Source organism: Pseudomonas psychrophila HA-4 (genome assembly GCF_000282975.1).
Taxonomy (GTDB): Bacteria; Pseudomonadota; Gammaproteobacteria; order Pseudomonadales; family Pseudomonadaceae; genus Aquipseudomonas; species Aquipseudomonas psychrophila_A.
On record NZ_ALJC01000120.1, the window covers coordinates 1 to 13293 of the forward strand.

Annotated in this window: 10 protein-coding genes; all 10 read right to left on the minus strand. The window is 54.8% G+C overall.

Annotated features, from left to right (window positions below; genetic code table 11):
* Nucleotides 1–50 precede the first annotated feature (50 nt).
* The 10 genes from B347_RS0120550 to rseP all read right to left on the minus strand — a co-directional run bounded on the left by B347_RS0120550 (nucleotide 51) and on the right by rseP (nucleotide 13259).
* Entirely contained in the window at nucleotides 51–998 is a 948-nt protein-coding gene (locus tag B347_RS0120550) for an acetyl-CoA carboxylase carboxyltransferase subunit alpha (RefSeq protein WP_019411578.1), read from the minus strand.
* 184 nt (nucleotides 999–1182) lie between these two features.
* Entirely contained in the window at nucleotides 1183–4704 is a 3522-nt protein-coding gene (gene dnaE / locus B347_RS0120555; protein WP_019411579.1) for a DNA polymerase III subunit alpha, read from the minus strand.
* A gap of 78 nt (nucleotides 4705–4782) precedes the next feature.
* Nucleotides 4783–5409, minus strand: coding sequence for a ribonuclease HII (gene rnhB / locus B347_RS0120560; protein WP_019411580.1), 627 nt, complete (start codon nucleotides 5407–5409; stop codon nucleotides 4783–4785).
* Between the two features lie 11 nt (nucleotides 5410–5420).
* On the minus strand, nucleotides 5421–6551 hold the full coding sequence (lpxB, locus tag B347_RS0120565) for a lipid-A-disaccharide synthase (protein ID WP_019411581.1): 1131 nt from the start codon (nucleotides 6549–6551) through the stop codon (nucleotides 5421–5423).
* A gap of 2 nt (nucleotides 6552–6553) precedes the next feature.
* Complete coding sequence (gene lpxA / locus B347_RS0120570) at nucleotides 6554–7330, minus strand: acyl-ACP--UDP-N-acetylglucosamine O-acyltransferase (protein ID WP_019411582.1); 777 nt, start codon at nucleotides 7328–7330, stop codon at nucleotides 6554–6556.
* Nucleotides 7327–7767: a 3-hydroxyacyl-ACP dehydratase FabZ gene (fabZ, locus tag B347_RS0120575; protein ID WP_019411583.1), complete on the minus strand. Its 441-nt coding sequence runs from the start codon at nucleotides 7765–7767 to the stop codon at nucleotides 7327–7329. Before fabZ ends, lpxA begins: the two co-directional genes overlap by 4 nt.
* A 109-nt stretch (nucleotides 7768–7876) precedes the next feature.
* Nucleotides 7877–8935 (minus strand): UDP-3-O-(3-hydroxymyristoyl)glucosamine N-acyltransferase, encoded by a 1059-nt coding sequence (lpxD, locus tag B347_RS0120580; protein WP_192812402.1) that lies wholly within the window; start codon nucleotides 8933–8935, stop codon nucleotides 7877–7879.
* Complete coding sequence (locus B347_RS0120585) at nucleotides 8935–9438, minus strand: OmpH family outer membrane protein (RefSeq protein ID WP_019411585.1); 504 nt, start codon at nucleotides 9436–9438, stop codon at nucleotides 8935–8937. The genes lpxD and B347_RS0120585 overlap by 1 nt, the downstream gene beginning before the upstream one ends.
* Before the next feature lie 45 nt (nucleotides 9439–9483).
* Complete coding sequence (bamA, locus tag B347_RS0120590) at nucleotides 9484–11832, minus strand: outer membrane protein assembly factor BamA (RefSeq protein ID WP_019411586.1); 2349 nt, start codon at nucleotides 11830–11832, stop codon at nucleotides 9484–9486.
* 74 nt (nucleotides 11833–11906) lie between these two features.
* Entirely contained in the window at nucleotides 11907–13259 is a 1353-nt protein-coding gene (gene rseP / locus B347_RS0120595; RefSeq protein ID WP_019411587.1) for a sigma E protease regulator RseP, read from the minus strand.
* Between the last annotated feature and the right edge of the window lie 34 nt (nucleotides 13260–13293).

Here is a 13293-nt window from a genome sequence, read left to right on the forward strand (position 1 = left end):
CCCTAGCCCTCTCCCGGAGGGAGAGGGCTAGGGTGAGGGCTTGCTTTAAATCAGAGGCCGTAGCTCATCAGGCGGTCATAACGACGCTTGAGCAAGGTTTCGGTGTCCAGCTTTTTCAGCATATCCAACTGCGATGCCAGTTCGCTACGAATGGTCGCAGACGCTGCCGACGGGTCGCGATGCGCGCCGCCCAATGGCTCAGTGATCACCTTGTCAACAATACCTAGGCCTTTGAGGCGCTCAGCGGTAATGCCCATGGCTTCTGCTGCGTCCGGCGCTTTTTCAGCAGTTTTCCAAAGAATCGATGCGCAACCTTCTGGCGAGATCACCGCGTAAGTCGAGTACTGAAGCATGTTCAACTGATCGCAAACGCCAATCGCCAATGCACCACCCGAGCCGCCTTCACCAATAACAGTGGCGATGATCGGCGTTTTCAAACGCGCCATCACCCGCAGGTTCCAGGCAATCGCTTCACTCTGGTTGCGCTCTTCTGCGTCGATACCAGGATAAGCGCCAGGGGTGTCGATGAACGTCAGGATTGGCATTTTGAAACGCTCAGCCATTTCCATCAAACGGCAGGCTTTACGATAGCCTTCAGGGCGCGGCATACCGAAGTTACGGCGGACCTTCTCACGGACTTCACGACCTTTCTGATGACCAATAACCATTACTGGCTGGTCATCAAGACGCGCAATACCGCCAACGATGGCAGCGTCATCAGAGAAATGGCGGTCGCCGTGTAGCTCATCGAACTCAGTGAAGATGTGATCAATGTAGTCCAGGGTGTAAGGACGACGCGGGTGACGGGCCAAGCGAGCAATTTGCCAGCTGGTCAGTTTGCCGAAAATATCTTCAGTCAGCGTTTTGCTTTTGTCTTGCAGGCGAGAGATTTCATCGCTGATGTTCAGCGAATTGTCATTACCGACCAAGCGCAACTCTTCGATTTTGGCTTGCAGGTCAGCAATCGGCTGTTCGAAATCAAGAAAATTCGGGTTCATAAGCATCCGTCTTGGGTCGGCGGCAAAGCATGCCAGTGGGTTCGAAGCCCAGCATTTGCTGGTGATTCCAACCTGACTGGGGCAGCCGGTTGATCTGTATCGCGCCTACCTTAAGGGACAGGCGCTCTCAGGTCGAGATTAAAAATTCAGGTCAAGGTCAGGGCGCGCTAATCGCCCCTGACCGTCAACGGTATTGGAGGAAGACGTTGTCTTTCCCGAACTGGTCACGCAAGGCTTGAATCAGGCTGTCTGCCGGATCAATTCGCCAGGTATCGCCAAACTGCAACATGGCCTTGGCGTCTTCGCCGGTGTAGTCCATGGTGATCGGGCAGGCCCCACGATGTTTCTTGAACAAATCACCCAGCACACGCAGTTGATCGCCTTTGAGCGCAGTTTGCGTCACCTTCAGACGCAGGCTTTCAGCCAAGCTGGTACGCGCTTCTTCCATGCTCATCACCCGCTTGACCCGCAGGCGCAAGCCACCGGAGAAATCGTCGTTACTGACTTCGCCTTCTACCACCACCATGGCATCAGTCTGCAACAACGATTGCGCCGAATGGAAGGCCTCAGCAAAAAGCGACGCTTCAATCCGCCCTGAACGGTCGTCAAGGGTGATGAAGCCCATCTTGTCGCCTTTTTTGTTCTTCATCACCCGCAACGCGATGATCATGCCCGCGACGGTCTGTGTGTCTCGTGCAGGCTTTAGGTCAATGATGCGCTGACGGGCAAAACGGCGAATCTCACCTTCGTACTCGTCAATTGGGTGACCGGTCAGGTAGAGCCCAAGGGTATCTTTCTCACCCTTTAAGCGCTCTTTAAGCGTCAGTTCCTTTGCCTTGCGATGGTTCGCATAGACATCCGCGTCTACCTCGACAAACAACCCGCCGAACAAGTCGGCATGCCCGCTGTCATGGGTTCTCGCTGTTTGCTCAGCCGCCTTGATCGCCTCTTCCATCGCTGTGAGCAACACGGCTCGGTTCTGGTCGATGTGCGTTTGGTAAGCCTTGGGTTCGTCATAGAAGAAAGGCCCCAGTCGATCTAGGGCGCCACTGCGGATCAAACCGTCGAGGGTGCGCTTATTAATACGTTTAAGGTCGACACGCGCGCAGAAATCGAACAAGTCAGTAAACGGACCGTCCTTGCGCGCTTCGGTTATGGCCTCAACCGGCCCCTCGCCAACCCCTTTGATCGCACCGAGGCCATAAATGATGCGACCCTCATCGTTAACCGTGAACTTAAACTCCGAAGCATTCACATCCGGGGCGTCAAGACGCAGCTTCATGGTGCGAATTTCTTCGATCAAGGTCACAACCTTGTCGGTGTTGTGCATATCTGCCGACAGTACCGCGGCCATAAAAGGCGCCGGGTAATGGGTTTTCAGCCAGGCCGTCTGGTACGACACCAAACCATAGGCGGCGGAGTGGGATTTGTTAAAGCCATAACCGGCGAACTTTTCTACCAGGTCGAAAATGTTACCGGCCAGGTCAGCATCAATATTGTTGTTGCCACACCCTTCGATGAAACCGCCGCGCTGCTTGGCCATTTCTTCGGGTTTTTTCTTACCCATGGCGCGACGTAGCATGTCAGCGCCGCCGAGGGTATAACCGGCCATGACCTGCGCAATCTGCATCACTTGTTCTTGGTACAGGATGATGCCGTACGTCGGCGCCAATACCGGCTTGAGGCCTTCGTACTGGTAGTCCGAGTGCGGGTACGCCAGTTCGGCGCGGCCGTGCTTACGGTTGATAAAGTCATCAACCATGCCTGATTGCAGGGGCCCCGGACGGAACAGAGCCACCAGTGCGATCAAGTCTTCCAAGCAGTCGGGCTTGAGCTTTTTGATCAGCTCTTTCATACCCCGCGACTCAAGCTGGAACACCGCAGTGGTCTCAGCCTTTTGCAACAACTGATAGGTTGGTTTGTCGTCCAGCGGGATGAAGGCGATGTCCAGCGGCGCTTCATTGACCTTGGCGCGATCGCGGTTGATGGTTTTCAGCGCCCAGTCGATAACGGTCAGGGTCCGCAGACCCAGGAAGTCAAACTTCACCAGCCCAGCCGACTCAACGTCATCCTTGTCGAACTGGGTCACCAGACCACCGCCCTCTTCGTCGCAATAAATCGGCGAAAAGTCAGTCAGTTTAGTCGGTGCGATAACCACACCACCGGCGTGCTTACCCACGTTACGCACAACGCCCTCAAGCTTGCGCGCCATTTCCCAGATTTCGGCAGCTTCTTCATCGACTTTGATGAAGTCACGCAGGATCTCTTCCTGCTCGAAGGCTTTTTCGAGGGTCATGCCGACTTCGAACGGAATCATCTTCGACAGACGGTCAGCCAAGCCATAAGACTTACCTTGAACGCGCGCCACGTCGCGGATTACTGCCTTCGCCGCCATCGAACCAAAGGTGATGATCTGGCTTACCGCGTTGCGGCCATACTTCTGCGCCACATATTCAATGACCCGGTCGCGACCATCCATGCAGAAGTCGACGTCGAAGTCGGGCATCGATACCCGTTCCGGGTTAAGGAATCGTTCAAACAGCAGGTCGTATTCCAACGGATCAAGGTCAGTAATCTTCTGCACATAAGCCACCAGCGACCCGGCACCCGAGCCCCGGCCAGGCCCCACGGGCACGCCGTTGCTTTTAGCCCACTGGATAAAGTCCATTACGATCAGGAAGTAACCGGGGAACCCCATCTGGATGATGATATCCAGCTCGAAATTCAGTCGATCGACGTACACCTGACGCTTGGCGTCGTAATCCTCGGTGGTGTCTTTGGGCAGCAGAACGCTGAGGCGGTCTTCCAGACCGTCAAACGACACTTTGCGGAAATACTCATCGATGGTCATGCCATCGGGAATCGGAAAGTTGGGCAAAAAGTGAGTGCCCAGCTTGACGTCAATGTTGCAGCGCTTGGCGATTTCGACCGAGTTCTCAAGCGCCTCGGGCAGGTCACTGAACAGCTCGGCCATTTCTTCGGCACTTTTCAGGTACTGCTGATCGCTGTAGTTCTTGGAGCGACGCGGGTCATCAAGGGCACGACCTTCGCCGATGCACACGCGAGTTTCGTGAGCTTCGAAGTCCTGCTGCTTGAGGAAGCGCACATCGTTAGTTGCCACCAATGGCGCGCCGATTGCGTCGGCCAGCGCCACAGCCGCATGCAGATGCTCTTCGTCATTGGGACGCTTAGTGCGCTGTACTTCGAGGTAAAAACGGTCCGGGAACACCGCCATCCATTCACGGGCCAGTACTTGCGCCTCATCGGCATTACCACTGAGCAGTGCAAGACCGATTTCGCCCTCTTTGGCCGCCGAGAGCATGATCAAGCCGTCAGCAGCTTCAGCCACCCACTCGCGCTCGATAATCACCTGACCGTTGCGCTGGCCGTCGATGAAACCACGCGAAATCAGCTCGGTCAGATTGCGATAACCCACGGCATTCATTGCCAACAGGCTGATACGGCTCAGCGGGTTGTCCGGGTCTTTGTTCGACAGCCACAGATCAGCACCGCAAATCGGCTTGATCCCACCGCCCATGGCGGCTTTATAAAATTTGACGAGGGAGCACATGTTGTTCTGATCGGTCACAGCCACGGCGGGCATATTCATGCCGGCCAGGGTTTTGATCAGCGGTTTGATCCGCACCAGGCCATCGACCAGGGAGTATTCAGTGTGCAGGCGCAGGTGAACGAATGAAGCCGGCATGGTGATCCTGTCTATAAGCTTTGGGAAACAACAAGGCCCGGATTGTACCGGGCCTTGGCAAAAACATCAGCCTTGAGGCTAAACCTTGGCAAGACCTTCGAGGGCCTCATAGGCGCGGCGAACCGGACCAAACGATCGCCGATGAATCGGTGTCGGGCCCAGACGTTCAAGCGCCTCCAGATGGACGGTCGTCGGGTAACCCTTATGACCGCCAATGCCGTAGCCAGGATATTGCAACTCGAATGCCGCCATCTCACGGTCACGGCTGACCTTGGCCAGAATTGAAGCCGCGGCAATGGCAGGCACTTTACTGTCGCCTTTAACCACTGCCTCAGCAGGCATGGCCAATTTGGGGCAGCGATTGCCGTCGATCATCGCCAGTTTAGGGGTAATGCTCAGCCCCTCCACCGCGCGCTGCATGGCCAACATCGTGGCATGCAGAATATTCAGTTCGTCGATTTCCTCGACTTCAGCCCGAGCGATATGCCAGCTCAATGCTTTTTCACAGATTTCGTCGAAGAGTTTTTCGCGACGTGCCTCGGTGAGCTTCTTGGAGTCGTTAAGCCCCGCGATAGGACGCGCAGGATCGAGTATCACTGCTGCCGTGACCACGGCGCCGCATAACGGGCCACGGCCGACTTCATCAACACCGGCAACCAGGTCGTCGACCTGATTAACCAGATTGAAGTCCAATCCGATTTGCATATTCACTGTACTCATTTGGATGTTGCGATCAGACCCAGTACCGCATCTGCGGCCTGATTAGAAGCGTCTAGACGCAAGGTTCGATGGATCTCATCGAAGCCACGGGTTTGCTCTTCGCCACTGTCCAGCAAAGGCAGCAGGGTTTCAGCCAGCGCCTCGGGAGTCGCCGCATCTTGCAACAACTCTGGCACCAGCAGCCGTTGAGCCAACAAGTTAGGCAGTGACACGTAAGGGCTTTTAACCAAACGCTTGAGAATCCAGAACGTCAACGACGAGAGACGATAAGCGACGACCATGGGACGCTTGTACAGCAGCGCCTCTAGGGTGGCAGTACCCGACGCTATCAGCACCGCATCGCAGGCGGCCAGCGCCACGTGTGACTTGCCATCGAGCAACGTCACGGGTAAATCACGGCCGACCAGCAGTTGCTCAATCTGGATACGCCGCGCATGACCTGCGCACGGCAGGACAAAACGTACTTCGGGCCGCGCCTCGCGAATTTTCTGCGCGGCATCCAGAAACAAGCCACCCAACTTGCCGACCTCACCGCCACGACTGCCCGGCATCAACGCCACTAACGGCCCATCAGGCAAGCCCAACTCAGCACGGGCCGCCGCACGATCAGCTTCAAGCGGAATGGCATCAGCCAATGAGTGCCCGACAAACCGTACCGGAACGCCCTTTTCTTCATAGAATTTGGCTTCAAACGGAAACAGCGTCAGCATCAAATCGCAGCCTTCGCGGATTTTCAGCACCCGTTTCTGACGCCAGGCCCAAACAGACGGGCTCACGTAGTGAACGGTTTTGATCCCGGCACGGCGTAATTGGAGTTCGATATTGAGGGTGAAGTCAGGGGCATCGATACCGATAAAAACATCAGGCTTTTCAGCAATCAGCGTTTGCACCAGTGCTTTGCGGCGCTTGAGCAGTTCGCGCAAACGGCCAAGGACTTCAACCAGCCCCATCACTGATAAACGCTCCATCGGGAAGTAAGAGGTCATGCCCTCAGCTTCCATCAATGGCCCGCCAACGCCCATAAATTCGATATCTGGATGCTGAGCTTTAAGCGCCCGCATCAGCCCTGAACCCAGAATGTCACCAGAGGCTTCGCCTGCCACCAGCGCAATACGCAATCTAGCCATGACTAGCGCGTAATGCCGCGAGTGGAGGAACGGATAGATTCGACAAACATCGCAACTTCAGGAAATTGCACAGCAGGTTCGGCGAGTTCGGCAAGCGCCTGATCAACCGTCAGACCTTGTCGATAAACTACTTTGTAGGCTCTACGCAGGGCATGAATGGCTTCATCACTGAAACCCCGGCGACGCATGCCTTCAAAGTTCATGCTGCGGGCCTCGGCAGGGCTGCCGAACACGGTGACAAATGCCGGAACGTCCTTGCCAATAGCAGTGCCCATACCCGAGAAGCTATGTGCGCCGATATGACAGAATTGATGGACCAGCGTAAAACCCGACAGAATCGCCCAATCACCCATATGCACATGGCCAGCCAACGCGGCGTTATTGACCAAAATGCAGTGATTGCCGATGACGCTGTCATGCCCGATGTGGGCATAAGCCATCACCAAGTTGTGATCACCCAGCGTCGTTTCGGAACGGTCTTGGACCGTGCCACGGTGGATGGTGACGCCCTCACGAATCACGTTGTGATCACCGATCACCAGGCGCGTTTCTTCGCCCTTGTACTTCAGATCAGGTGTGTCCTCGCCTACCGAAGAAAACTGGTAGATACGATTGTGTTTACCGATCCTGGTTGGGCCTTTGAGAATCACATGCGGCCCAATCACAGTCCCCTCGCCGATTTCCACACCTGCGCCGATGATCGACCACGGGCCGACCTCGACGTCGTCGGCCAAAATGGCCGTCGGATCGATGATTGCGCGAGGGTCAATCAAACTCATAGTTTGCGTTCCGCACAGATAATTTCAGCCGAGCACACCGGCTTGCCGTCAACCGATGCCTGGCACTCAAACTTCCAGATAGAGCGCTTGCAGCTCAGGAACTTGGCTTCAAGGATCAGTTGATCACCTGGCAGCACGGGCTGGCGGAAACGCAGTTTGTCAGAACCTACGAAATAATAGAGTGTGCCGTCCGCTGGTTTAACGTCCAGCATCTTGAAACCCAGGATGCCAGCTGCCTGAGCCATGGCTTCAATGATCAATACGCCGGGCATGATAGGGTGCGCCGGGAAGTGACCGTTGAAGAAAGGTTCGTTGATGCTGACATTCTTGTAAGCACGAATGCGCTTGTTCTCGACATCCAGATCCACCACCCGGTCCACCAGCAGGAAAGGGTAACGGTGGGGCAGATATTCGCGAATCTCGTTGATGTCCATCATTTCGTGGGGAAGCCTGTAATAAAGATTGGGCGCGCGCGACTAAGGCGCGCTCCTCTAGCAAATCAAGGAAGCAAACCAGTGGCTATGCACTCTTGATATGGAAAATGTACTAGCCCTCTGAAGAAGCTTTACCGTTCGGGGTCACTTCCCCGACGCGCTTTTCCAGATGCTTAAGCCGTCTTGCAATGTCATCCAACTGACGAATACGTGCAGCACTTTTGCGCCACTCGGCAGCCGGCTGCATAGCAGTACCGGAAGAATAGGCTCCTGGCTCGGTGATCGAATGAGTCACCATCGTCATGCCAGTCAAGAACACGTTGTCACATACTTCAATGTGACCTACCAAACCAACACCACCCGCCAACATACAATGCTTGCCGATTTTAGTGCTGCCGGAGATCCCCACACAGGCGGCCATCGCCGTATGGTCACCGATTTGAACGTTGTGCGCGATTTGGATCTGGTTATCCAGTTTGACGCCGTTACCAATTAGTGTGTCGGCCAAGGCGCCACGATCGATGGCGGTGTTAACGCCTATTTCGACATCATCGCCCAAGGTGACACCACCAATTTGGGCAATTTTCTGCCAGACACCTTTCTCGTTGGCGAAACCAAAACCTTCACCACCCAGCACAGCACCCGACTGAATGACCACACGCTTGCCAATATGCACATCGTGATAGAGGGTGACCCGAGGGGCCAACCAACCACCCTCACCGATCGAACTGCGAGCACCGATAAAGCAATGTGCACCCAAGGTGACACCAGCCGCAATTCGCGCACCGCTTTCGATCACCACAAACGGACCAATGCTGGCCAAAGCATCGACCACCGCATCATCCGCAATCACCGCCGTCGGATGAACCCCGGCAGGCGCTTTAGGTTTGGGATCGAACAAATGGGAAATTCGGGCATAAGCCAAATAAGGATCGGGCACAACCAGCGCATCCCCGACGTATTCCTGAGCATCGCCTGCCTTGAGCAATACAGCTCCTGCATGGCAATCAACGAGGTATTTACGGTATTGGGGATTAGCCAGAAAGCTCAACTGAGCTGGGCCGGCCTCTTGTAAAGTGGCCAGCCCAGTAATTTCTTTCTCCGCAGAACCACACAAGGTGGCTCCGAGGAACTCGGCCAATTGGCCGAGCTTTATAGTCGTGCTCATAATTACTTCAGCTGGTTCATGCGCTCGATGACTTGGCGAGTGATGTCGTACTGAGGCTTAACATCAATCACAGCACCACGCTCGAACACCAGGTCAAAGGCGCCTTTCTTGATCACTTCTTCAACAGCGCTGTCCAGTTTTGGCTTCAGCTGCTTCAGCATTTCACGGTCAGCAACCGCTTTGGCTTCGTTCAGTTCTTTAGACTGGAACTGGAAGTCACGGGCCTTTTGCTTGAATTCAAGCTCCAAACGCTCACGCTCGCCTTGCTGCATCTTGTCGCCGCCGCTTACCAGGCGGTCTTGAATACCCTTGGCACTGCTTTCCAAGGTTTTCAGCTTGGTCAGTTGAGGACCGAACTTCTTCTCGGCATCTACTGCGTAACGCTTGGCAGCGTCCGATTCGAGCAGTGCCATTTGATAGTTCAGTACAGCAATTTTCATGTCAGCAAAAGCTGGACCTGCTGCCAACAGCGAAGCCAGGAGAACCAATTGAGTCAACTTACGCACGATGCACCCCTAAAAAATCCGTTGTCTGTATCTAAAGTCAGGCTTTTAGAAAGTCTGACCGAGGGAGAATTGGAACACTTGAGTGTCTGCGTCATCCGGTTTCTTGATTGGCATGGCCAAGCTGAAGCTCAGCGGACCAAGCGCAGTCACCCATGTCACGCCAACACCGACAGAACTGGCCATATTGCTAAAGCTGATGTCGCAATTTTTGGTATCGCCCTTGCAGTTGGTGTCGAACACGTTACCCACATCCCAGAATACGGAGGTGCGCAAGGAACGCTGGTCTTTCACAAACGGCATTGGGAACAGAACTTCTACACCACCCTGAATCAGTACGTTACCACCGAACGGTAGCGGGTCTTGGTCCGGGTCAGCGATGGTGCCAGGGTTTTTACCCGTACTTGGCGTACTGCGCGGGCCCAAGGCACTGTCTTTAAAACCACGTACCGAGTTGAAACCACCGGCGTAATAGTTCTCGTAGAACGGTAGACCTTCAGTAGAACCGTAACCATCACCATAGCCCAACTCTGTGTGCAGACGCATAGTGTAGGTGTCGGTCAACGGCTGGAACAACTGTGCACGATAGTCCAGTTTGTAGAACTGCAGGTCGCTGCCAGGAATGGTGCTTTCCAGTACCAAGCTCTGCGAGCTGCCACGCGTTGGCAATACGCCCTTGTTCAGAGTCGATTCAGACCAGCCAACCGACGCCTTAAAGTTGAGATATTTGTCACCTTCACGGTTTACGAAGTCGAAGATCTCGTCAACGGTGTAACGACCGGTGCTGATCTCATCCTGCTGAACGGTCAGGCCGTAGGTCAGACGAGATGTATCGCTGATCGGGTAGCCCATGGTGACGCCAGCACCCAAGCTGTCCACCGAGTAGTTGGCAACGTCAACGTCCAGCTCTTTGTAGTCAGTGGTGCGATAGAAAACGTTGTAACCCAAGCTCACACCATCCGCAGTCCAGTACGGGTCAACGTAGCTGAAGTTGTAACGGCTTTGGTATTCGCTACGCGTCAGGCCAATGCTGACCTTGTTACCCGTACCCAGGAAGTTGTTCTGAGTAATCGAGCCACCCAAGATCAAACCGGCGCTCTGAGCAAAACCGACGCTGGCAGTGATCGAACCCGAGGCTTGTTCTTCAACGGCGTAGTTCACATCAACCATGTCGTCAGTGCCTGGCACTGCCGGAGTTTCAACGTTGACTTCTTTGAAGAAGCCCAGACGCTCCAGGCGAACCTTGGACTGATCAATCAGGTAAGTAGAAGCCCAGCCACCTTCCATCTGACGCATTTCGCGACGCAGCACTTCGTCTGCCGACTTGGTATTGCCGCGGTAGTTGATACGGTTAACGTAAGCACGTTTGCCCGGATCGACCACAAAGGTAATGGCCACTGTGTGGTTTTCAGGATCTGGCTGGGGCACGCCGTTCACGTTTGCAAAGGTATAGCCCTCGTTACCCAGACGACGGGTAATCAGTTCGGAGGTAGTGGTCATCAGCTTGCGCGAGAACACTTGGCCTGGCTGAACCAGCAGCAGCGACTTGATCTGATCTTCCGGGACCTTGAGGTCACCGCTCAGCTTCACTTCGCCTACGTTGTATTTTTCGCCTTCGTTCACGTTGACGGTGATGTAGACGTTTTTCTTATCAGGTGTGATCGATACCTGAGTCGAGGCTATATCCATATTGATATAGCCGCGATCGAGGTAGTAGGAGCGCAGACGCTCCAAGTCACCCGACAGCTTTTCACGCGCATACTTGTCATCGTTCTTGAAGAACGACAACCAGTTGGTGGTTTTCAGCTCAAAAAGATCAACCAAGTCGGCTTCAGGGAAGACAGTGTTACCCACCACGTTGATGTGCTGGATAGACGCAACGGTGCCTTCGTTGATGTTGACCTTCAAGGCAACGCGGTTACGCGGCTCTGGCACCACTTCGGTGTCTACCGTCGCCGAGTAGCGGCCTTGGGCAACATACTGACGTTGCAGTTCGTTACGCACGCCTTCAAGGGTGGCACGCTGGAAGATTTCACCTTCGGCCAAGCCTGATTGCTTCAGACCTTTCATCAGGTCATCAGTGGAGATCGCCTTGTTGCCGTCAATCGTGATGCTAGAGACGGAAGGACGCTCGACAACCGTGATGACAAGCACATTGCCATCACGACCCAGTTGGATATCCTGAAAGAACCCGGTTTTGAACAACGCACGAGTGGATTCCACCAAACGGCGGTCATCCGCTACCTCACCCACGTTCAGCGGTAGCGCACCAAACACACTGCCGGCGGAAACCCGCTGGAGCCCGTTGACACGAATATCAGAGATAGTGAAGGACTCGGCGTGAACTTCGGCGATCATCAGTACGGCGAGAACCGCAGTTAGCAGCAGACGTTTCATGAAGTCCTTTCTTATTCCAACTGGCAATAAACAAACTGCCGCAAAATGCGGCAGATTCGCAATTCAGCGAAGTGTTACAGACGTCCCAGATCGTTGACCAGGGCAAGCAACATCACCCCAACCACCAAACTGATACCGATCTGCATCCCCCAACCCTGTACCCGTTCCGACAAGGGGCGACCACGCACCCACTCGATCAGATAAAACAACAAGTGCCCACCATCCAGTACAGGAATGGGCAACAAGTTCAGAACGCCTAGGCTAATACTCAGATAAGCCAAGAAATTCAAGAAATCAGCAACGCCCGACTGGGCAGAAGCGCCCGCCACTTTAGCAATGGTTATCGGTCCACTCAAGTTTTTTACCGAGAGCTCGCCGAACAACATTTTCTTGAGTGAATCGAGCGTCAATACGCTCATGGTCCACGTGCGCTTGGCCCCCTCTCCGATCGCAGCAAGCGGGCCATAGCTGACCTCGCGAACCATCTCAGGTGGCCAATCGACACCTTTGACGCCAGCCCCCAGATAACCGGTTGCAGCGTCTCCCTCTCCATGCGCCGCAAGGATGACAGGCATATCAACCGCTACACCATCACGCTCGACCTTTAATACAACGCGCGCAGCGGGGCGCACACGAACCCAATCGACAACTTGCTGCCAATCGTTGATCGATTGGCCGTTCATGGCCACAAGCTTGTCACCAGTCTTAAGACCAGCCGCTTGAGCTGGGCCATTAGGGTCAAGTTCAGCCAATATGGCTGGTAACTCAGGGCGCCACGGGCGAATACCCAGCGACTTGATCGGATCCGGCTCGTTAGCCCCTCTAAGCCAATCATGCAACGCCAACTGATGCGACGTCTCAACATCGCCCCCAAGCCCGCGCACCGACACTTGAATAGAGCCGCTTTCGCCCAAACGACGAACCAGCTGCAGGTTAACGTTCGACCAACCTACGGTCGGCTCGCCATCAATAGAGACGATTTCCTGACCCGCTACTAAGCCTGCCTGTGCTGCCAAACTGCCGCTTTCGACAGCACCGATCACCGGCCGCACTTGCTGGCTGCCCATCATGGCCAAGACCCAGAAAAATACGATTGCCAACAGGAAGTTAGCAATTGGCCCAGCAGCCACAATGGCAATACGCTGCCCGACCGTTTTACGATTGAACGATTGATTGAGCTGCTCGGCCGGGACGTCGCCTTCGCGCTCGTCGAGCATTTTTACATAGCCACCCAGCGGAATCGCAGCGACGACAAACTCAGTACCCTGGCGATCATGCCAGCGCAGCAACGGGGTACCGAAGCCCACAGAAAAGCGCAGAACCTTGACGCCACAACGGCGCGCCACCCAAAAGTGACCGAATTCATGAAATGTGACCAGCACCCCCAATGCCACTAGGGTGCCAACAATCATATAGAGCGCACTCATCTACTTTCTCCGCGATTCTGTCCGACTCCGACTT

What these genes read in the sequence shown, in the direction of transcription:
- lpxA (WP_019411582.1), bottom strand. Translation starts at nt 7,330, where the DNA reads ATGAGTTTGATTGACCCTCGCGCAATCATCGATCCGACGGCCATTTTG.
- dnaE (WP_019411579.1), bottom strand. Translation starts at nt 4,704, where the DNA reads ATGCCGGCTTCATTCGTTCACCTGCGCCTGCACACTGAATACTCCCTG.
- rnhB (WP_019411580.1), bottom strand. Translation starts at nt 5,409, where the DNA reads ATGCAAATCGGATTGGACTTCAATCTGGTTAATCAGGTCGACGACCTG.
- fabZ (WP_019411583.1), bottom strand. Translation starts at nt 7,767, where the DNA reads ATGATGGACATCAACGAGATTCGCGAATATCTGCCCCACCGTTACCCT.
- bamA (WP_019411586.1), bottom strand. Translation starts at nt 11,832, where the DNA reads ATGAAACGTCTGCTGCTAACTGCGGTTCTCGCCGTACTGATGATCGCC.
- lpxB (WP_019411581.1), bottom strand. Translation starts at nt 6,551, where the DNA reads ATGGCTAGATTGCGTATTGCGCTGGTGGCAGGCGAAGCCTCTGGTGAC.
- B347_RS0120550 (WP_019411578.1), bottom strand. Translation starts at nt 998, where the DNA reads ATGAACCCGAATTTTCTTGATTTCGAACAGCCGATTGCTGACCTGCAA.
- rseP (WP_019411587.1), bottom strand. Translation starts at nt 13,259, where the DNA reads ATGAGTGCGCTCTATATGATTGTTGGCACCCTAGTGGCATTGGGGGTG.